This is a genomic window from Mumia quercus (assembly GCF_025506335.1).
GTDB lineage: Bacteria > Actinomycetota > Actinomycetes > Propionibacteriales > Nocardioidaceae > Mumia > Mumia quercus.
Genome location: NZ_JANZYO010000004.1, coordinates 329971 through 348499, shown reverse-complemented (window position 1 = coordinate 348499; position 18529 = coordinate 329971). Strand labels below are relative to the sequence as shown.

At 71.1% G+C, this 18529-nt stretch carries 21 protein-coding genes; 7 read left to right on the top strand and 14 right to left on the bottom strand.

What is annotated here, in order from left to right; all coding sequences use genetic code 11:
• The first annotated feature begins 37 nt into the window (after positions 1 to 37).
• Complete coding sequence (locus tag NYZ95_RS11035) at positions 38 to 1657, top strand: sensor histidine kinase (RefSeq protein ID WP_262851325.1); 1620 nt, start codon at positions 38 to 40, stop codon at positions 1655 to 1657.
• Complete coding sequence (locus tag NYZ95_RS11030; protein ID WP_262851324.1) at positions 1654 to 2316, top strand: response regulator; 663 nt, start codon at positions 1654 to 1656, stop codon at positions 2314 to 2316. Before NYZ95_RS11035 ends, NYZ95_RS11030 begins: the two co-directional genes overlap by 4 nt.
• Before the next feature lie 7 nt (positions 2317 to 2323).
• Here NYZ95_RS11030 and NYZ95_RS11025 read toward each other — a convergent pair whose 3' ends face one another.
• The gene (locus NYZ95_RS11025) at positions 2324 to 3217 is read right to left on the bottom strand and encodes a universal stress protein (protein ID WP_262851323.1); all 894 of its coding nucleotides are present in this window, start codon (positions 3215 to 3217) and stop codon (positions 2324 to 2326) included.
• Positions 3218 to 3222: 5 nt separating this feature from the next.
• Positions 3223 to 3681 (bottom strand): pyridoxamine 5'-phosphate oxidase family protein, encoded by a 459-nt coding sequence (locus NYZ95_RS11020; RefSeq protein ID WP_262851322.1) that lies wholly within the window; start codon positions 3679 to 3681, stop codon positions 3223 to 3225.
• A 165-nt stretch (positions 3682 to 3846) separates the two neighbouring features.
• Between NYZ95_RS11020 and NYZ95_RS11015 the strand changes: the two genes are divergently transcribed.
• Positions 3847 to 4410 carry a DoxX family membrane protein gene (locus tag NYZ95_RS11015; RefSeq protein WP_262851321.1) on the top strand — a complete coding sequence of 188 codons (564 nt, stop codon included), beginning with the start codon at positions 3847 to 3849 and terminating at the stop codon, positions 4408 to 4410.
• 56 nt (positions 4411 to 4466) lie between these two features.
• Here NYZ95_RS11015 and NYZ95_RS11010 read toward each other — a convergent pair whose 3' ends face one another.
• Together NYZ95_RS11010 and NYZ95_RS11005 are read right to left on the bottom strand one after the other, a co-directional pair.
• Positions 4467 to 5549 carry a carboxylate-amine ligase gene (locus NYZ95_RS11010; RefSeq protein ID WP_262851320.1) on the bottom strand — a complete coding sequence of 361 codons (1083 nt, stop codon included), beginning with the start codon at positions 5547 to 5549 and terminating at the stop codon, positions 4467 to 4469.
• Positions 5546 to 6532, bottom strand: coding sequence for a TIGR03557 family F420-dependent LLM class oxidoreductase (locus NYZ95_RS11005; RefSeq protein ID WP_262851319.1), 987 nt, complete (start codon positions 6530 to 6532; stop codon positions 5546 to 5548). The genes NYZ95_RS11010 and NYZ95_RS11005 overlap by 4 nt, the downstream gene beginning before the upstream one ends.
• 102 nt (positions 6533 to 6634) lie before the next feature.
• Here NYZ95_RS11005 and ku point away from each other — a divergent pair, with 102 nt between their 5' ends.
• Positions 6635 to 7567, top strand: coding sequence for a non-homologous end joining protein Ku (gene ku / locus NYZ95_RS11000; protein ID WP_262851318.1), 933 nt, complete (start codon positions 6635 to 6637; stop codon positions 7565 to 7567).
• A gap of 3 nt (positions 7568 to 7570) precedes the next feature.
• Here the strand turns inward: ku and NYZ95_RS10995 are convergent, their stop codons facing one another.
• Positions 7571 to 7948: a hypothetical protein gene (locus tag NYZ95_RS10995; RefSeq protein ID WP_262851317.1), complete on the bottom strand. Its 378-nt coding sequence runs from the start codon at positions 7946 to 7948 to the stop codon at positions 7571 to 7573.
• Between the two features lie 175 nt (positions 7949 to 8123).
• Between NYZ95_RS10995 and NYZ95_RS10990 the strand changes: the two genes are divergently transcribed.
• On the top strand, positions 8124 to 8330 hold the full coding sequence (locus NYZ95_RS10990; RefSeq protein WP_262851316.1) for a hypothetical protein: 207 nt from the start codon (positions 8124 to 8126) through the stop codon (positions 8328 to 8330).
• Between the two features lie 60 nt (positions 8331 to 8390).
• Here the strand turns inward: NYZ95_RS10990 and NYZ95_RS10985 are convergent, their stop codons facing one another.
• Genes NYZ95_RS10985 through NYZ95_RS10965 form a run of 5 tightly spaced genes read right to left on the bottom strand, consistent with a single transcriptional unit; the run spans position 8391 to position 14001 of the window.
• Entirely contained in the window at positions 8391 to 9704 is a 1314-nt protein-coding gene (locus NYZ95_RS10985; protein ID WP_262851315.1) for an MATE family efflux transporter, read from the bottom strand.
• A complete protein-coding gene (locus tag NYZ95_RS10980) occupies positions 9701 to 10975 on the bottom strand; it encodes an MFS transporter (protein ID WP_262851314.1) in 1275 nt (424 codons plus the stop codon). The genes NYZ95_RS10985 and NYZ95_RS10980 overlap by 4 nt, the downstream gene beginning before the upstream one ends.
• Before the next feature lie 10 nt (positions 10976 to 10985).
• Complete coding sequence (locus tag NYZ95_RS10975; protein ID WP_262851313.1) at positions 10986 to 11471, bottom strand: MarR family winged helix-turn-helix transcriptional regulator; 486 nt, start codon at positions 11469 to 11471, stop codon at positions 10986 to 10988.
• Positions 11472 to 11485: 14 nt separating this feature from the next.
• A complete protein-coding gene (locus NYZ95_RS10970) occupies positions 11486 to 13075 on the bottom strand; it encodes an ABC transporter permease (protein ID WP_262851312.1) in 1590 nt (529 codons plus the stop codon).
• The gene (locus tag NYZ95_RS10965; RefSeq protein WP_262851311.1) at positions 13072 to 14001 is read right to left on the bottom strand and encodes an ABC transporter ATP-binding protein; all 930 of its coding nucleotides are present in this window, start codon (positions 13999 to 14001) and stop codon (positions 13072 to 13074) included. The genes NYZ95_RS10970 and NYZ95_RS10965 overlap by 4 nt, the downstream gene beginning before the upstream one ends.
• Positions 14002 to 14083: 82 nt before the next feature.
• Here NYZ95_RS10965 and NYZ95_RS10960 point away from each other — a divergent pair, with 82 nt between their 5' ends.
• Both NYZ95_RS10960 and dnaB read left to right on the top strand, forming a co-directional pair.
• Entirely contained in the window at positions 14084 to 14560 is a 477-nt protein-coding gene (locus tag NYZ95_RS10960; RefSeq protein ID WP_262851310.1) for a GbsR/MarR family transcriptional regulator, read from the top strand.
• 441 nt (positions 14561 to 15001) lie between these two features.
• On the top strand, positions 15002 to 16375 hold the full coding sequence (dnaB, locus tag NYZ95_RS10955) for a replicative DNA helicase (protein WP_279307649.1): 1374 nt from the start codon (positions 15002 to 15004) through the stop codon (positions 16373 to 16375).
• A 105-nt stretch (positions 16376 to 16480) separates the two neighbouring features.
• Here the strand turns inward: dnaB and NYZ95_RS10950 are convergent, their stop codons facing one another.
• The 4 genes from NYZ95_RS10950 to NYZ95_RS10935 form a co-directional block, all read right to left on the bottom strand.
• On the bottom strand, positions 16481 to 16807 hold the full coding sequence (locus tag NYZ95_RS10950) for a hypothetical protein (protein ID WP_262851309.1): 327 nt from the start codon (positions 16805 to 16807) through the stop codon (positions 16481 to 16483).
• Positions 16808 to 16831: 24 nt separating this feature from the next.
• Positions 16832 to 17104: a hypothetical protein gene (locus tag NYZ95_RS10945; protein ID WP_262851308.1), complete on the bottom strand. Its 273-nt coding sequence runs from the start codon at positions 17102 to 17104 to the stop codon at positions 16832 to 16834.
• A gap of 86 nt (positions 17105 to 17190) precedes the next feature.
• The gene (gene arr, locus NYZ95_RS10940; protein ID WP_262851307.1) at positions 17191 to 17595 is read right to left on the bottom strand and encodes an NAD(+)--rifampin ADP-ribosyltransferase; all 405 of its coding nucleotides are present in this window, start codon (positions 17593 to 17595) and stop codon (positions 17191 to 17193) included.
• On the bottom strand, positions 17595 to 18500 hold the full coding sequence (locus NYZ95_RS10935) for a sigma-70 family RNA polymerase sigma factor (RefSeq protein WP_262851306.1): 906 nt from the start codon (positions 18498 to 18500) through the stop codon (positions 17595 to 17597). The genes arr and NYZ95_RS10935 overlap by 1 nt, the downstream gene beginning before the upstream one ends.
• Positions 18501 to 18529: the final 29 nt, after the last annotated feature.

Genomic DNA, 18529 nt, shown 5'->3' with positions numbered 1-18529 from the left:
CCCTAGAATCAGGGCGAGCACGAGCGGAGGACACGGGGTGACGAGGCGAGCCGAGGGTGCAGGAGACGCCGCCGACCGTCTGCGGCTGCTGCTCGACGCCAACCGGACGCTGGTCGAGGAGCTCGACCTCCCGGAGGTCCTGCGTCGCATCGTGAGGGTCGCGATCGACCTCGTCGGGGCGCGGTACGGCGCGATCGGCGTGTTCGACGACGACGGTCAGCTCGAGGTCTTCATCCACGCGGGCATCGACGAGGAGACGGCGGCACGGATCGGTCACCTGCCCCGCGGACGTGGGCTGCTCGGCGACCTCCTCGACGGTGGTCCCGCGGTCCGCCTCGACGACGTGACGACCCACCCGCACTACACAGGCTTCCCGCCCGAGCACCCGCCGATGCAGTCGTTCCTCGGTCTCGGCCTCGAGGTGCGCGGCCGGGTCTACGGCAACCTCTACCTCACCGACAGCGGGCGCGGGGCGTTCAGCGAGGAGGACGCCGAGCTCGCGCGTGCGCTGGGAGAGACCGCGGGCGTGGCGATCGCGAACGCCCGCCTGTACGACGAGAGCCGCCGGCGGGAGGCGTGGTCGTCGGCGTCCGCGGAGGTGACCCGCGAGCTCCTGTCTCCCGACGGCGTCGACGCGCTGGACCTGGTGGCCGTCCGGGTCCAGGAGATCACGCGGGCGTCGCTCGTCGCCGTGCTCCTGCCCTCCGACGGCGGCACCTACACGGTGGCCCGCGCGGCCGGGGCGTACGGCCAGGACCTGGTCGGCGTACGGACGGCGGCGAACGAGAAGCCGGCCCCGGTCGAGCCGACGACCGGCCCCGTCGCGCAGGTGTGCGGTCCGCTGGGCCTGGACCTGCCGGACATCGCGGCCTCGCAGGCGTTGCTCGTGCCGCTGGTCGACGCCGACGACCCACGCGGCCTCCTGCTGGTGCTGCGTGACGGCCCGCCGCGCTTCGACGACACCGACCTCTCGCTCGCGGAGGCGTTCGCCGGGCAGGCTGCCCTGGCGCTCGGCAAGCGCGACGTCCGACGCGCGCACGAGGCGATGCTCGTCCTGGAGGATCGCGACCGCATCGCCCGCGACCTCCACGACCACGTGATCCAGCGCCTGTTCGCCAGCGGGCTCACCCTCCAGAGCGTCCACGCCACCATCCCCGACGGGCCCCCGCGCGACCGGCTCGCGGCTCAGGTCGCGGAGATGGACGAGACGATCCGGCAGATCCGCCGCACCATCTTCGAGCTCCACGACACCGACCCCGGACAGGGCGGCGTACGGCGCAGGCTCCGCCGGATCGCCTCCGCGCCCGGCGACGGGGGACCAGCGGTCACGCTCCAGATCGACGGCCCGGTAGACCTCGCGCTCGACGACGCGCTCGCCGACGACGTCATCGCCGTGGCGCGCGAAGGCGTCTCGAACGCGCGAAGGCACGCCCACGCCGGACGCATCGAGCTGCGCTGCGTGGTGCGTGGTGGGGAGGTCGTCGTCACGGTCAGCGACGACGGGCAGGGCATCCCGGAGGGCGCTGCGCGTCGTGGGCTCGACAACCTCGTACGGCGTGCCGACGCACGCTCGGGCTCGTGCCACGTGACGAGCGGGCCCGGTGGGACGACGTTGCGGTGGCGGTCGCCGCTGCCCGACGAAGGAGGCGACGCATGATCCGGGTCTTCGTGGTCGACGACCATGAGATCGTCCGGAGGGGGGTCGCCGACCTCCTTGAGACCGCTGACGACATCCGCGTCGTCGGAGAGGCTGCGGACGTCGCGCAGGCGCTCGCGCGCATCCCGTCGGTCGCACCCGACGTCGCGGTCCTCGACGTACGGTTGCCCGATGGCAGCGGGATCGACGTCTGTCGCGAGCTCCAGGACTCGCTGCCCGCCACGCGTACGCTGATGCTCACCTCGTACGACGACGACGAGGCTGTCTACGCGGCGATCCTCGCGGGTGCTTCGGGCTACCTGCTCAAGGAGGTCCTGGGGTCGCGGCTCATCGAGTCGGTGCGTGAGGTGGCGGCGGGCCGGTCGCTGCTCGACCCGCAGGTGGTCGCCCAGCTCATGCGTCGCCTGCGCGACCGGGAGTCACCTCAGCGCGACCCGAGGCTCGACGGGCTGACCGAGCGCGAGCGGGAGGTGCTGATGCTGATCACGGACGGGCTCAGCAACCGGGAGATCGGCGAGCGGCTCTTCGTCGCCGAGAAGACGGTGAAGAACTACGTCACCAACGTGTTGGCGAAGCTCGGCATGCAGCGGCGGACCCAGGCGGCCGTGTTCGGCGCCGAGGTCCGCCGTACGGAGGGTGACGAGCAGCGTCACCCCTGACGGGCGCTCAGTAGACCGGCCCCACCGGTGCCTGCATCGCGCGTGGACGCGGGTGGTACGCGAGGTCGATCTCGTCGTGCGGGACCGTCACGACCGGGCAGGTCGTCTGGGCGAGCACGGCCTTGGCGACCGAGCGCGTCCACGGCAGGCGCCGCCCGGTCGTGCGGTGACGGCCGAGGACGAGAAGCCGTGCGCCCTGCGTCGCGTCCGCGCACGCCGCCGGAGCCGTCGCCTCGACCGTCCGCGTCGTCACCTCGACTTCTGGGTAGTCCTCCCGCCACCCGGCGATCGTCTCGCCGACGGCGCGGCGTCCCTGCTCGAAGCCGCCTCGGGCGGTGGCGTGGAGGACGACGAGGTCGGCGCCTGCGCGGCGCGCGGTGGCGAACGCGAACGTCAACGCACCGTGCGACGGGGAGTCCGCGTCGATGGCCACCACGACCGGGCCGCGCTTCGACGGCTCGGTGTCGCACGGGACGACCATGACCGGGCAGCTGGCACGGGTGGCGATGCGCGAGCTGGTGCTCCCGGTGAGCAACCGGTCGGCGACGCCGGCGTCGCGCCGGACCACGACGAGGAGCGACGACTCCTTCGAGACCGACTCGAGCGCGACCGGCGCCGAGCCGAGGACCGGCCGGACCGTCACCCGGAGGTCGGGAGCGAGGTAGCGGGCGCGCATCGCTGCCCGTTCGAGCACCTCGGTCGCCTCTTCACGCGCGGCCTTGACCTCGTACGGAGTGAATGTGGCGCCCTCGAACGGCAGCGCTGAGGCGTGGACGAGCGCCAGCGGCACGTCGAGCATCCTCGCCTGGGCGATCCCGTAGCGCAGGCCCGTCTCCGTTCTCGAGGGGCTGGAGTCGATCCCGACGGTGACGGGGTGCGGTGCTCGTACGGTCGTGCCCATCGTTCTCACCTCTCCTGGGTGGTGGGGGTTCCGTGGACGACGACCCCGGAGACGCTCTCCGGAGTCAGTCGCAAGGTGTGCTCGCGCCAGCCGTCGGCCCAGGGACGGACCGAGGACGCCGTCCACACCGACGCGATCTCGTACGGGTCGGCGACGGCAGCCAGCGAGCCGGTCAGCAAGACGGTCCATCCCGACCTGGTGGCGGAGTCGACTTCCTCCACCTCGAACGTCACCCGGCCGTCGCGCTGGAGCGCGAGCTCGGAGTACGGGGAGGTGCGGAGGTAGACCCGCTGGTCACGGGTGGCGTACGCGACCGGGTAGACGCGGATCGCGTCGTCGGTGAGGAATGCGATGCGGCCGAGTTCCGCGCGGGCGACACGGCGCCAGCACTCCGGCTCGGTGAGCATCTCGGTGGCGGGGACCCAGTCCCAGGCGGCGGGGTTGGTTCGCGGCCCTGCACCCATCGTCCTCGCCCCCTCCGGCGCTCGCGTCTACCTCCTCAGCGTGCGGCGCGACCAGGGCCGGCGACCAGTGACCAAGGTCCCGGAAGGTGGGGACCCTCGGCACTGACCGTGCCCTGCCGCCGAGCTCGACGATGGAGGTGTCAGAAACGATCCAGGGAGGACACCATGAGCGCCACCATCGGAGCCGGTCTCGCCGGCCGCACCAAGGTCTTCGCCGCACGCGACGAGGAGCACGCCGTCACTTCGAGCGCCGTCGCCAGGGGCCTGGCCGCGATGCGCATCGGCTTCGGGCTCACCTTCCTGTGGGCCTTCGTCGACAAGCTGTTCGGACTCGGGTACGCGACGCCGAGCGAAGCGTCGTGGATCAACGGCGGGAGCCCGACCGAGGGTTACCTGTCCAACGCACCGACCGGTCCGTTCGCGGGCTTCTACCACGCTCTCGCCGGCCAGTGGTGGGTCGACGTGCTGTTCATGGCGGGTCTGCTAGCGGTGGGGGTGACCCTGACCCTCGGCATCGGCATCCGTCTCGGCGCCGCCGTCGGCGTCCTGCTCTACGTGATGATGTGGACGGTCGCCCTTCCGCCGGCGAACAACCCCGTCCTCGACGAGCACCTGCTCGGTGCACTCGGCGTCCTGGTGGTCGGACTCGCCCTCGCTGGCGACACCTGGGGACTCGGACGCTGGTGGGGCTCGCTGGAGCTGGTGCAGAAGTACCCCGCTCTCCGGTGACCCGGAGTCGAACGTCTCGGGAAGAGAGGCCGCCCGGTTACGCACCGGGCGGCCTTTCACGTGTCCGGGTCGGTACGCCGGGCGAGGTCGGCGACCACGGTCCGCAGGTCGCCCTCGGAGGCAGCACGGCGCTGGTGGTCGGCGCCGCTGCCCTCGCGCAGGATCCGGGCGGTGCCCTCGTGGACCCTGTCGAGGTCGCCGGCGTCGATCAGGGCGTCGCGGACGTGCCGGACCAGGCCGGCGACGACGTCCGACGCGGGCTGCTGCGTCCGGGTGGCCGGGTCGAACAGCATGTCCGTCACGCCGTACCGGGCGGCTTGCCAGCGCGCCCCGCGCAAGAGCTCGACCCGCCAGACCTCGAGCGGCCGCCCTGCCTTCCACGCCTGCGCCTCGGTCTCCACGAGCGCGCGGATGAGGGCAGCGAGCGCGAGCGCGTCGCGCAGGTCGGTGCAGACGTCGGCGACCCGCACCTCGACCGTCGGGAATGCGCGGGCACGGCGGACGTCGAAGTAGATCATGCCCTCGTCGAGCGCGGCACCGGACTCGATGAGCGCGGCGACCGCGCGTCGGTAGGTGGCGGCGTCGCCGAACGGCTCGACCGGACCCGCAGTCGGCCACTCGGTCCAGCGACGCGACCGCCAGCTCGCGTGCCCGGAGTCCTTGCCCGCCTCGTACGGGGAGTTGGAGGCGAGCGCGATCAGCGTCGGCAACCACGGGCGTACGCGGTCGATCACGGCGACGGCCTCCTCGTCCTCGGCGACGTGGACGTGGACGTGCATGCCGCAGACGGCGGCCGTACGGCCGATCGCCCCGAACTCCGACGCCATCTCCTCGTATCGCCGTTTGGGAGTGATCTGCGACGGCGCGCTCGGCAGCGGTGCCGTCCCCGAGGCGATGAGCGCGGCGCCCGCAGCGTGTGCCGCGGCCACGGCGTCGCGCCGGGCCTGGGTCAGGTCGGCTGCCAGGTCGTCGAGCTGCTCGTGGGGCTCGGTCATCGTCTCGACCTGCTCGAGGAACAGCTCGTGCTCGATCGAGGACTCGCCGTCGTGCCGTTGCACCGCGCGCTGTGCGACGGCGATGGTCTCTCCTGTCGACGGGTCGACGAGGAGCATCTCCTCCTCGATCCCGAGCGTCCTCATACGGCGGCGATCTCGTCGAGGCGGGGACGCAGCGTGGTCTGGACGTGGGAGAAGAACGCGTCCATCTCGTCCGGCGGGCCCGCGTTCATCAGGACGAGGTGGTCGAAGCCGGCGTCGAGGAACCGGCTGGCGACCTCGACGTGCCGCTCGACGTCCGGGCCACAGCCGAACGCCTCACGCATGTCGTCGACGCGGACGTGGGCCGTCGCGGCCTCGAAGTTGATCGGGTTCGGCAGCTCCGACTGGACTTTCCAGCCGGCGACGCCGAAGCGCATCGTCCGGTGGGCCGCCTCGGCGGCGGCGACCGGGTCCGCGGAGTAGGCGAGCGGGACCTCGGCGTAGCGGGGACCCGTGCCGCCTGCCGACGTGTAGGCTTCGACCAGCTCGTCGCGCGGCTCGGTGGCGAACAGGCCGTCGCCCAGCTCGGCCGCGAGCCGTGCGGCGTCGTCGCCTCCCGCAGCCACGACGAGGCGCGGCGGGACGTCGGGCAGGTCGAACACCCGCGCGTCGTCGAGGTCGAAGTAGGTGCCGGAGTACGAGTGGTAGCCCCCGGTGAACAGCAGCCTGATGATCTCGAGGGCCTCGGTGAGCATCTCGTGCCGCACGGACACCGACGGCCAGCCGATCCCGACGACGTGCTCGTTGAGGCGCTCGCCGGAGCCGACACCCAGGGTGAAGCGCCCGTCGCTGAGCACGCCGGTGGTCGCGGCCATCTGCGCCACGATCGCCGGGTGGTATCGGATGATCGGGCACGTCACGCCCGTCGCGAGACCGAGGGTGGTCGTCCGTGCGGCGATGGCGGCGAGCATCGAGAACGCGAAGCCCGAGTGCTGCTGGGAGTACAGCCAAGGGTGGTAGTGGTCGCTCACCTCGACGAAGTCGAAACCAGCAGCCTCTGCGGCGACCGCCTGCTCGACGATCTCCTTCGGCGGGAACCCCTCCGCCATGAGCTTGAACCCGATCCTTAACCTGTTGGTCGCCATGGTTAGACCCTGCGCGACGCGGCTCGGAACGGCAATCGGACGCCATTCACGTTGACAGCGCCGCCCAGGGACGGTTCGCTTGGCCCTCGAGGGGGTGTGAAGATGCGCGCGATGTGGAAGGGCTCGATCTCGTTCGGCCTGGTCAGCATCCCGGTGAAGATGTATGGCGCGACGTCGACCCACGACATCTCGTTCCGCCAGGTCAGGCGCACCGACGGGTCGCGGGTCAAGTACAAGCGGGTCGCCGAGGCCGACGGTGAGGTCGTCGAGTACTCCGACATCGCCAAGGGGTACGAGCTCCCCGACGGCCGGATGGTCGTCTTGACCGACGAGGACATGGAGCAGCTGCCGCTGCCGACCAAGAAGACCGTCGAGGTGCTGGAGTTCGTCCCTCTCGACCAGGTCGACCCGATCTTCTACAACAAGAGCTATTACCTCGAGCCGGACACGAACGCGGGCCTCAAGCCGTACCTCCTCCTCCGCGAGGCGCTGGAGTCCTCCGAGATGGTCGCGGTGGTCAAGGTGACGATCGGGACACGCGAGCAGATGGCGACGATCCGCGTACGCGAGGGCGTCCTCACGATGAGCACGCTGCTGTGGTCCGACGAGATCCGCAAGCCCGAGTTCGGCTTCCTCGGCGAGGACCTGGAGCTGCGCCCGCAAGAGGTCAAGATGGCGCAGTCGCTGGTCGCGAGCATGGAGAGCGACTTCGATCCCGACGAGTTCAGCGACGAGTACGAGAAGGCGCTCGACGAGCTCGTCGAGGCCAAGCTCGAGGGCAACGAGGTCGTCTCGCCCGCGGTCGGTGAGGGCGCGGAGGAGAAGGACAACGTCGTCGACCTGATGTCCGCGCTCCAGGCGTCGATCGACCGCGCGAAGAAGGGCGAGAGCCCCAGCGAGGACGAGCCGGAGGAGAAGCCCGCCAAGAAGACGGCGGCCAAGAAGACGGCGAAGAAGGCCCCCGCGAAGAAGACCGCCAAGAAGTCGGCGGCGAAGAAGGGGACGACGAAGAAGGCGGCGAAGAAGGCGTCCTGAGGATCAGAGGGACGACACGATGGCCCAGGTGCCGAACGCTGTCGGACCGAGGATCACCGCGAGCGCCAGGGTCCCCACCAGCCAACGCCATGCCGGCGGAAGCGGGCGACCTGTTCCGTGAGGTATCGCTGCCCAGAGCAGGGCCAGCACGACGAACGTCACGGCGAGCACGACCGGCACCGCGTACACCCACAACAGTCCGAGGAGCAGGATGCCGTCGTTCGGTGCCAGAACGCATCCGAAACCGAGGCCTTCGCACTGACCAGACGAGTTGTGCTCCGGCAGGAGCAGATTGCCGCCGAGGACGAGGAACGCCGGGGCTAGGACGTACCCGACGATGATGACACCGAGCCATCGCCCCCACCACGTCCCTGCGCGCACGTCTCAGTGTCGGACGTGCACAGGTCAGTGCGGTCCTTTGGTGTCATCTCCTGGCACCAAAGGACCGCGCTGACGATGTGAGCACGACACGCCGAGGCACCTCGACGGTCTTGTCGGACCACGCGCGCACACTGGGTCGTGAAGGAACACCCGACCCCGGAAGACGAGGTGCTCGATGTCGGAGCTGGTGACGATCTGCGTCGACTGCGGCACGGAGTTCTCCGAAGCCGACGGCTGGGGCGATCGTTGCGCGATGTGCTGCGTCGTCCTCGAGGACCACGGTGCCGGCGGCCACGCCGCGTACGTGCTCGGCTGCTTCCTGTGCGACGACGAGGGCGCCGACCTGCGTCGTGCTCTCCGTGAGGACTATCAGGCGGCCTGACCCCGGGCGCGCCGGCGCGCAGTACCCTCGCGCGCCGACGCGCGACCGGGCAGGCAGCGCTCACGGAGTCCCGACGACGAGCCAGCGATCCGTCCGCTCGCGGAGCACGAGCGTGACCATCCGCGCCAGCATGAATCCTGCATAGGCGATCCACAACCACGTCAACCCGGCGTCCAGCAGCCACACGGCCAGCGCGAGCGGGGCGTACGCGACGAGCGTGATCACGCCCGCCCACGCGAGGTACGTGCCGTCGCCGGCCCCGATCAGCACCCCGTCCAGCACGAACACGACGCCCGAGATCGGCTGGGTCAGCGCGACGACGACCAGCGCCCCGACCAGGAGATGACGCACGGCCTCGTCCGAGGTGAACAGGCCGGGCAGCCAGGGCACGGAGACGAGCAGCAGCACGGCCGCGACCACCCCCGAGGCGACGCCCCAGCCGATCATCCGTCGGGTGGTCGAGCGGGTGCCCTCGACGTCACCGGCACCGAGCGAGCGACCGGTGAGCGTCTGCCCGGCGATCGCGATCGCGTCCAGCGCGAACGCGAGGATCGACACGATCGTGACCGCGACCTGGTGCGCGGCGAGCGCCGCGGACCCCTGGGTGGTGGCGACCACGGTGGCGATCAGGAGGGCGGCGCGCAGGGTGAGCGTACGGACGACGAGCGCGACGCCGGCGCGCGCGGACTCGCGGATCCCAGTGCGGTCGGGGCGTACGGGGGCGCGTTCGCGTCGCACCGCCCGGACCACCACGTACCCGAGGAAGAGCCCGGAGCCAAGCTGCGCCACGGTGGTCCCGATGGCCGCGCCGCGGATGCCCATGTCCAGCCCGTAGACGAGCACGAGGTTGAGGACCACGTTGGCGAGGTTCGCGACGATGACGGTGTAGAGCGGCGTCTTGAGGTCCTGCATCCCTCGGAGCACGCCCGTGGCCGCGAGCACCAGGAGCATCGCGGGGATGCCGGGTGCGGCCCAGACGAGGTACGTGACGGCCTGGTCGCCGACCGCGTCCGACGGACCGAACGCGCCCACGATCAGCGCCGCGCCCGCGCCCGCGAGAACAGCGGCCAGCGCACCGAGGAGCACCGCGAGCCAGAGGCCGCTCATCCCCGCCGCCATCGCGCCTCGGACGTCGTCAGCGCCGAGGTGGCGGCTGACCGACGCCGTGGTGCCGTACGCGAGGAACACGCAGAGCCCGACGAAGGTCTGGAGGACGGTCGAGGCGATCGCGAGGCCCGCGAGCGGGTCGGTGCCGAGGTGGCCGATGATCGCGGTGTCGGCAGCCAGCATCAGCGGCTCCGAGACGAGGGCGGCGAACGCGGGGACGGCGATGCGGAAGATCTCGCGGTCGCGCGCGTCCAGGGCCAGCCTCACGTGCTCAAGTCTCGCTCAGCGGACCGCGACCTGGACGGCGGGGCGACGGGTGCGGCGCGACGCTGGATGCCGGGTCGGGTGAGCGTCACCAGCCCGGCTGCGGTGCAGGCGAGCGCGGACACCGCGAGCACCACGGCGGGCTCGGTCACGTTGAGCGCCAGGGCGCCGACCGCCGCGCCGAGCGGTGCGGCGGTCGCGAGCAGGGCGCGCTGCGTCCCGAACAGGCGCCCGTGCCGTTCTGGCGGCGTCCACTGCTGCAGCGCCGTCGCTTCGATCGCTGCGTACGGGCCCCACACGGCTCCTGACACCAGCATCAGGGCGGCAGCGGCGGGGACGCTGTCGAGCAGGACGAGCGGAAGCGTGACCAGTCCCCACACGGCCGCCCCGACGGCGTTGACGACACCGGGGCGCCACCGGGACAGGCGTGGGGCCAGGACCACCGTCGCGAGCGCGCCGATGCCGAAGGCGGTCCACACCACCCCGTATGCGTCCGCCTCGCCGCCGAGGTCGTCTCGGACGAACGACGGGAGCGCAGGCTCGAACGGCCCGTACGCGGCGTAGTACGCGACTGACAGAGCGACCAGCGCCTTGACGCCGGGGACGCGCCACGGCGAGCTGCCCGTCTTCGGGGCCGGCGACGCGGTGCCCGCGGAGTCTGCCCTGGCCCGGTGGTCTTGCCCATCGCCGCGGGGGAGGAGCACGGCGATGGCCGCCACGCCCAGCATCAGTGCTGCCGGGACGGCCATGGTGGCGCTGACCCCGAACGCGGTGAGCGCCGCGCCCAGGAACGCCGCGGCCAGCACGAGCGGCAGCTGGTCGCCGAGGGCGAGGAGGGCGTTGGCGCGGGCGCGAAGGTGCGGCGGCTCGTAACGGACGACGAGCGTGCGCGCCCCCGCGTACGACAAGGGCTGGGTGATCCCTGCGAGCGCAGTCAGCAGGATGACGAGGCGCAGCTCGAGCGACCCGTCGCGCGCGCTGAGCGCCAGGACGCCGAGCACCGCCGTACGGACGACGCCGTCGACCAGGATCATCGCCCGTGGACCGAACCGGTCGACCGCGCGGCCGCCGACGACGCCCCCCACCAGGAGCGGGAGCCGCGTCGCGAGGATCAGCAGCGCGGTCTGGGCGCCGGACCACCCCTGCGGCTCCGCCAGCCACAGCAGCGCGAAGACGAGGAAGACGTCCGCGCTCGACGAGAGCATCCACGCTCCCGCGGCGGCCCGCATGGCCGGACGGAGGCGCGTACGGGCGGCGGTGCGTGCCGGGTCCACAGCGTGTCCGTCAGTCCGTCACGGAGGCGTCGACGGGACACGCGGGCTCGCATCGCGGCCACGTGCACGTACGGCACGCGCGGTCGGCGTCCGCGCGTACGCGGGGGACCCGGAGCAGTGCCTTCGACAGCAACGTCACCAGTGCCTCGCGCTCCTCGCCGTCGAGGCCGGCGACCGCGTCGGCCATCGCGTCGTCACGCGCCCGGTCCCAGGCGGCGAGGCGTCGTCGTCCGGCCGGCGTCACCGTGAGACCGACCTGGCGCCCCTCGCGCTGTCGCCGGACCAGCCCGAGGCGCTCGAGCCGGTCGACGAGACGGACGGTGCCGGACTGGGTGAGAGCGATGCGGGTGCGCAACCAGTCGGAGGTCGCCCCGGGATGGGTGGCGACGAGCGTCAGCGCCTCGAGGTCACGCATGCCGAGGCCGGCGGGCAGTCCGGCGGCAAGCCGATCGGCCGCGGCGAGGACGGACGCCGCCCAGACGTTCGAGGAATGCATGCCTCATTCATAGATCAGGTCTGCAGGTCGCGCCTCCCGAAACCGGCGAAGCCGACGGCCAGCAGGACGGCGGCGATCGCGGTGAGCCAGGCGAGCGGCGCCCACGCGACGTCCTCGAGGGGGACGAGGGCGGGGTGCGTGAACGGCGAGAGGTTCATGATCCAGTCCGGGAACTTCAGGAGCGGCCCGAAGAACATCACGACCGCCGCGAACCCGACGCCGAGCCACCCCAGTGACGCGCGGCGCGGGACGAGGCCCACGAGGACGACGGTGAGCCCGATGATCACCCAGATCGCGGGTGCGTACGTGAGCCCGGCCCAGGTGAGCTGCCCCATGCGGTCGTACGAGCCCGACACCACCCCGTACATCCAACCCGTCGCGGCGCCCGCGACGGCGATGGCGGCGGTGGTGGCGAGGAGCGCGAGCACGACGTGGCTCGCGAGGAAGCTGCGGCGGCGCAGGGCGGTCGCGAGCAGCGGCTCCGCACGACCCGAGGACTCCTCGGCCCGGGCGCGGAGCGTCACCGCCACCCCGAACGCCGCGGTGATGATCGCGAGCATGAGCATCGCGCTCCCGTAGAACCCGTCGACCAAGGTCTCGCCCGAGGTCTGACCGCCCGTCAGGGGGTCGGAGAAGTTGCCTTCGCCGACCAGGTCCCCGACGTCGTCGCCGATCGTGCCGTACGCGGCTCCGCCGAACGCAAGCCCGACCCACCAGCCGATCACGGTCGGACGCTGCAGCCGCCACGCCAGCTCGTACGCGCCGCCGCGCCAGTCCCGGGTCGCAGGACCACGCCGGGGGGCGACGAGGCCCGCCCCGAAGTCGCGGCGCACGTGGAGCGCCCGGGCGACGGCGAGGAGGACGGCCGTCGCACCGAGGAGCAGCAGCGCCGGCCACCACCGTTCGTCCGCGTACGCGCGCATCTGCTGGCCCCAGCCGATCGGGGAGAGCCACGTCAGGGCGTTCTCGCCGACGTCACCCGCAGCGCGCAGCGCGTACGCGACGCCGATGGCCGCGCCGCTCATGCCCCAGGCGCCACGTGTCGTGCTGCTGACCTGCGTGAAGACCAGCGCGAGAGCCATGAACACCATGCCGGTGAAACCGCACGCGCACCCCAGCGCCCACGAGCCCTCGACCGGCAGCCCGCAGGCGATGAGCGAGACGGCGATCGCGACGATCAGGGCGACGTTCGCCGCGGTGGTGACGAGGACGGCCGCGGCGTTGGTGGCCGCGCGCCCGACGACACCGGCGCGGATGAGCTCGTCGGCGCCGTTCTCCTCCCCGGCCCGGGTCTGGCGCACGATCAGGAAGGTGCTCATCAGGCCGGCCAGGATCGCGCCGAAAGCCGACGTCTGCCACGCGGTCTGGCCGCCGATGGTGTTGAGCGCGTACTCGGGTCCCGCGATCGCGATGATCGCGGCGTTGCCCGAGAGGCTCGCGGCGAGCTGGTCGAGGTCGGCCTGCGTCGGGTAGGTGGCCTCCAGCGCGAGCGCCTGGATCGGATAGAGCGCGGTGATGCCGAGGATCCACCAGACGAGTGCCAGCCGCGAGCGACGCAGCGCGAACCGCACCAGGGTGCCGGTGCCTGCGTAGCTGTCTCTCACGACGCCTGCTCCGCAGCGGGCTCGCTCGCCTCGACCGGCTCGTCGCCGTAGTGGCGAAGGAACATCTCCTCCAGCGTCGGTGGCGCACTGGTGAGCCCGGTGATGCCGAAGTCGCCGAGCCGCGCCAGTACGTCGCCGATGAGGTGGGTGTCCACGTCGAAACGCGCGCGGGTCCCGCCGTCGTCGATGACGAGGTCGTGGATGCCGGCGCTCTGCGTCAGCCCGTCGATGGGGCGCTCGGTCGAGACGTCGATCGAGGTACGCGTGAGGTGGCGCATCTCCTCGAGCGTCCCGGACTCGACCGTCCGGCCCTCGCGGATGATCGTGACCCGGTCGCACAACGCCTCGACCTCGCTCAGGATGTGGCTGGAGAGCAAGATCGTGCGTCCCTCCGCACGCACCTCGTCGACCGTCTCGCGGAACACCTCCTCCATCAACGGGTCGAGGCCCGAGGTCGGCTCGTCGAGGAGGAGCAGCTCGGCGTCCGACGCGAGACCGGCGACCAGCGCGACCTTCTGCCGGTTGCCCTTCGAGTACGTGCGTCCGCGTTTGGTGGGGTCGAGCTGGAAGCGTTCGAGCAGGTCGTCGCGCCGCGTGCGGTCGACACCGCCGCGCAGACGGGCGAGGAGGTCGATGACCTCGCCGCCGGAGAGGTTGGGCCACAGCGTCACGTCGCCCGGGACGTACGCGAGCCGGCGGTGCAGGGCGGTGGCGTCCGTCCAGGGGTCGGCGTCGAGGAGCCGGACGGTGCCGGAGTCCTTGCGCAGGAGCCCGAGGAGGACGCGGATGGTCGTGGACTTGCCCGAGCCGTTGGGGCCGAGGAAGCCGTGGACCTCACCGGTAGTCACCGTGAGGTCGAGCCCGTCGAGGGCGTGCGTGGTCCCGAAGCTCTTACGGAGCCCGGCGATCTCGATCGCGTGAGTCACGTTCTCGACGCTACAGATGATTCAGAAGTATGTGAAGTATGATCGGCGCCGGATCGGGGACCGTGGGGAGGGAGGTGAGAGCGTGGCGGGCGAAGCCCTGGACGACTTTGTGGACCGGTTCTCGGCGATCCTTCGCGACTCCGGGCTGCCGCCGATGCCGGCGCGGACCTTCGCGTACGTCCTCGGGCTGGGGCGGCGCAGCTACACCGCGGCCGAGCTCGCGGACGCCACCGGGGCGAGCCCGGCGGCCATCTCCGGTGCGGTGAACTACCTGATCGGCGTGGGCATGCTCGAGCGCCGTCGGGGGAGCGACCGCCGGCACCACTACGAGCTCCCGCCGGGGGACCCCTGGGCCTCGATGATCGCGCGGCGCCAGGCGATCCTCGTGCGGTGGTACGAGAGCCTCGGGCAGGCGGCGCAGGACCTCGGCGACCAGCAGGAGGACCACGGTGAACCGCTGCAGCTCGGCGCTCGGTTCTTCGCCTTCATGGCGCAGGAGTTACCCGGCATGCTCGCCCGCTGGGAGTCCTTCCGGGACGGGAGCAGCGGCCAACCGTAAGTGGCTTTCCGCATGTGTGCAACTCCGGAAGACACGCCCGTCAGCGAGTTTGGATCCACACACGGGGGACATCGTTTCCCCAGGTCAGCCCACAGGTGTGGAGAACCGCACGACATAATCCACACAGATACGCACAGCCTGTGCACATGTATCCCCCCGGTTATCCACACGAAAGCTGTGGTGATCCACAAGGGGTGTGCATCCACCGCTGCACGCAACTGGCAACCGGCCACGCGATGCGCGTAGTTTTCTTCTCGTTCGACGGAGGTTTTCTCAAGGCTCCCGGGGCGGGTCCGGGTGGCGGTCGAAGCTTCGTCGGTGCTCCCCCGTACGCTCGAAAGTGAATGACAGCCCTGTGATTCACGGCGTGCCGTCGCGGGGTGGTCGGGGTTCGCAGTCGGGGTCGAGCGTGGAGGAGTGGCGCGGGTGAGCGTTGCCGAGCTGGGGTCGGTGCCGGAGCCGCCGGACGACTACGAGTACGGCGGCAGCCAGGTCGACCGGACCCCACCGCAAGACATCAACGCGGAGCAGTCGGTGCTCGGCGCGATGATGCTCTCCAAGGACGCGATCGCCGATGTCCTCGAGTCCGTCAAGTCCGTCGACTTCTACCGGCCGGCGCACGAGGAGATCTTCGACGCGATCCTCGACCTGTACGGGCGCGGTGAGCCGGCAGACGCGGTGACGGTGTCGGCCGCGCTCCAGCGGCGGGGCGAGCTTGCGAAGATCGGCGGCGCCCCGTACCTGCACACGCTCGTCGCGAACGTGCCGATCGCGGCCAACGCCTCGTACTACGCCGACATCGTCCGCGAGAAGGCGATCCTGCGGCGGCTGATCTCGGCCGGCACCAAGATCGCCCAGCTCGGCTACGCCGGCGAGGGCGAGATCGACGACATCGTCGACACCGCGCAGAGCGAGGTCTTCGGAGTCACCGAGCAGCGGACGTCGGAGGACTACTCGGTCCTCAACGACCTCATGGAGGCGACGTTCGACGAGCTCGAGGCGATCGCCGCGCGCGACGGCCAGATGGCGGGCGTGCCGACGGGGTTCGCCGACCTCGACCGGCTGACCAACGGGTTCCACCCCGGTCAGATGATCGTCGTCGCCGCCCGACCCGGTGTCGGCAAGTCGACGCTCGGCCTCGACGTGTGCCGCTCGGCCGCCATCAAGCACGGCCTGACCACGGCCATCTTCTCCTTGGAGATGAGCCGCATCGAGATCACGATGCGTCTGCTGTCGGCCGAGGCACGCGTCGGTCTGCACGAGATGCGGTCCGGCTCGCTCAGCGACGACCAGTGGGCCAAGCTCGCCCGCCGGATGGGCGAGGTGTCGAGCGCTCCGATGTTCATCGACGACTCGCCCAACATGACGATGATGGAGATCCGTGCGAAGGCCCGTCGCCTGAAGCAGCGGCACGACCTCAAGATGATCGTCATCGACTACCTCCAGCTGATGACGTCAGGCAAGAAGGTCGAGAACCGTCAGGTCGAGGTCTCGGAGTTCTCGCGTCAGATCAAGCTGCTCGCCAAGGAGCTCGAGGTCCCGATCATCGCGATCAGCCAGCTCAACCGTGGCTCGGAGCAGCGCACCGACAAGCGGCCGATGCTGTCCGACCTCCGTGAGTCGGGCTCGATCGAGCAGGACGCCGACATCGTGGTGCTCCTGCACCGCCCGGACATGTACGAGCAGGAGTCCGAGCGCCTCGGCGAGGCGGACTTCATCGTCGCGAAGAACCGCTCCGGCCAGCCCGGCACGGCGACCGTCACGTTCCAGGGCCACTACTCGCGGTTCATCGACATGCCGAAGGAGTTCGGCTGAGCCGGCGTCCGTCCCCTCCTTCTTCCCCGCCAGCCTCGACTCCATGGCGGGAAACGCAGAACCCGAGCGCCACAACCGTCCGGAAGGGTCACCGCGGTGCGGCTCCTAGCGACGAAGGCGCGACGCTACGTACTCGAGCAGGACTGACGTGAGCGCGACGGCGCTGGTGAGGATCAGCAGCACGCCGTACACGAGCGTCCAGGAGAGGTACGGCACGAAGGTGTCCTCGTTCCTGACCGACGGGTCCCATGGGCCGAACCACCAGACGCCCACAGCCGCCGCCGCGAGGACCATCGCGGCGGTCGCTGCACCGAACACCTTGCGGATCGGCCTCGGAAGGGCCGTCTGCATCGCTGCCGCGACTCCCAGCGGAATGCTCAAGACGATGACGAGGGGCAACAGTCCGAAGAAGAGGGATCCGCTCGCCGACACCCGGCTGATCCTTGCAGACCGGTATCACCCGGGTCCGTCGGGATGCGTGAGGTCGTACGCGCGCGACAGCTTCTGCGGCACGACCATCCGCCAGGCGTCCACGACGAGCTCCCGTGCCTCGGTCGCGTCCAGGGCGCCGAGCTGCGACCGCGCCCAGCTGAAGCGCAGGTCCGACTCGGCCGGCAGCGAGAACTTGCCCGGGTCGCTGGCGACGAGCGCCGCTCGCTCCTCCTTGGGATAGGCGAACTCCATGACCGTCTCGTCGGGCGAGAACGCCACGTACACGATCTGCTTCACCCGGAACTTGAGTCGCCCCCGGACGTACACCTCTTACGAGCGCTCCAGCTCTGACCCCAGGGGCCGGACGTCGTCGATCGTCGCCATCAGTCGTTGATCGCCTCGACGCCCTGACGCTCGAGCTCGGCGAGGCTGTCGCGCATGTGCTGGAGCTGGTCGGCCGTGTGCGGCTCCCAGTCCGTGACCTCGCCGGTGACACGAAGCGGGTCGCGGGTGCGGTACGACCTCGTCGGGTTCCCAGGGAACCGCTTGTCGGTGAGGTTGGGATCGTCCTCGAACGGCCCCGTCGGCTCGACCTCGTAGATGCGACCCGGGCCGTCGCCGACCGCCAGCTCGGCGCCCCAAGTGGCAGCATCGAGGGTGGCCGTGAAGTAGAGGAAGTTCGCCGTCCGCCGCTCTCCGTAGTTGGAGCGGTAGCCGGCCTCGAGCAGGTCTCCGGGCTGAAGCGGCACCTTCGTGCCGTGGAAGAAGGGTCCAGGGTCGACGGTCATCAGTGTCCTCTCGCGGTCGGGGAGCCGGGCAGGTCGACGGCGGCCAGCCGCTCGGGGTCGGTGACCGACCGCATCGCGACGATCCTCCCCTCGGCGACCGTGCACGCCATGACGCTGACCGGGCGGCCGGACGGCCTCCAGACCACTATCCCGGCCTCGCCGTCCACCCGCACCGGATGTGCCACCGCCTCGACGTGGGAGACGCCCCTGCGCGCCTTGTCGACGACGGCGTCGACACCTTCCTTGACGATCACGCCGCGGGCCGTCTCGATCCGCCAGGTCACGTCCGGGTGGAGCACGCGCAGCAGCGCCTCGAAGTCGCCGCTGCGCGCTGCGGCGAGGAAGGCGTCGACCACCTCGCGTTGCCGGCGCCGCTCGGCGACCGCGGGTGCGGCTCCGCGGACCTTCCTCCGCGCACGGCTCGCCAGCATCTTCGTCGCGTCCGAGGAGCGGTCGAGGATGCGCGCGACCTCGGCGTACGGCACCGCGAACACGTCGTGCAGCACCAGGGCGAGACGCTCGGCGGGGAGGAGCGTGTCGAGGACGACGGTCATCGCCGCCCCGACCGCGTCGGCGAGGACGGCATCGTCCTCCGGCGTCGGTGCGTCGTCGGTGACGTGGAGGCGCAGCGGCGCGTCCGCGTCCCCGTACGAGGTCTCGGGGCGGTTCTTGCGTGCGCGCAGCACGTCGAGGCAGATCCGGCTGACCACCGTGGTGAGCCATCCCCGCACGTTGTCGATCGCGCCAGGATCCTGCCGTTGCAGCCGCAGCCACGCCTCCTGGACAGCATCCTCGGCGTCCGCGCGGGTGCCGAGCATCCGGGTGGCGAGGGAGAGGAGGCGACCGCGCTCCTCCTCGAAGACTGCGGTCGTCCCTCGCTCCAGGTGCGAGTCCGTCGTCCCCATCGTGTTACCTCCTGCGGTCGCCGGCCGTC

Bases quoted from the DNA above. Each gene is read 5' to 3' on its own strand.
- NYZ95_RS11030 (WP_262851324.1), top strand. From the start codon at position 1,654: ATGATCCGGGTCTTCGTGGTCGACGACCATGAGATCGTCCGGAGGGGG.
- NYZ95_RS11025 (WP_262851323.1), bottom strand. From the start codon at position 3,217: ATGGGCACGACCGTACGAGCACCGCACCCCGTCACCGTCGGGATCGAC.
- NYZ95_RS11020 (WP_262851322.1), bottom strand. From the start codon at position 3,681: ATGGGTGCAGGGCCGCGAACCAACCCCGCCGCCTGGGACTGGGTCCCC.
- NYZ95_RS11015 (WP_262851321.1), top strand. From the start codon at position 3,847: ATGAGCGCCACCATCGGAGCCGGTCTCGCCGGCCGCACCAAGGTCTTC.
- NYZ95_RS11010 (WP_262851320.1), bottom strand. From the start codon at position 5,549: ATGAGGACGCTCGGGATCGAGGAGGAGATGCTCCTCGTCGACCCGTCG.
- NYZ95_RS11005 (WP_262851319.1), bottom strand. From the start codon at position 6,532: ATGGCGACCAACAGGTTAAGGATCGGGTTCAAGCTCATGGCGGAGGGG.
- ku (WP_262851318.1), top strand. From the start codon at position 6,635: ATGCGCGCGATGTGGAAGGGCTCGATCTCGTTCGGCCTGGTCAGCATC.
- NYZ95_RS10990 (WP_262851316.1), top strand. From the start codon at position 8,124: ATGTCGGAGCTGGTGACGATCTGCGTCGACTGCGGCACGGAGTTCTCC.
- NYZ95_RS10975 (WP_262851313.1), bottom strand. From the start codon at position 11,471: ATGCATTCCTCGAACGTCTGGGCGGCGTCCGTCCTCGCCGCGGCCGAT.
- arr (WP_262851307.1), bottom strand. From the start codon at position 17,595: ATGACCGTCGACCCTGGACCCTTCTTCCACGGCACGAAGGTGCCGCTT.
- NYZ95_RS10935 (WP_262851306.1), bottom strand. From the start codon at position 18,500: ATGGGGACGACGGACTCGCACCTGGAGCGAGGGACGACCGCAGTCTTC.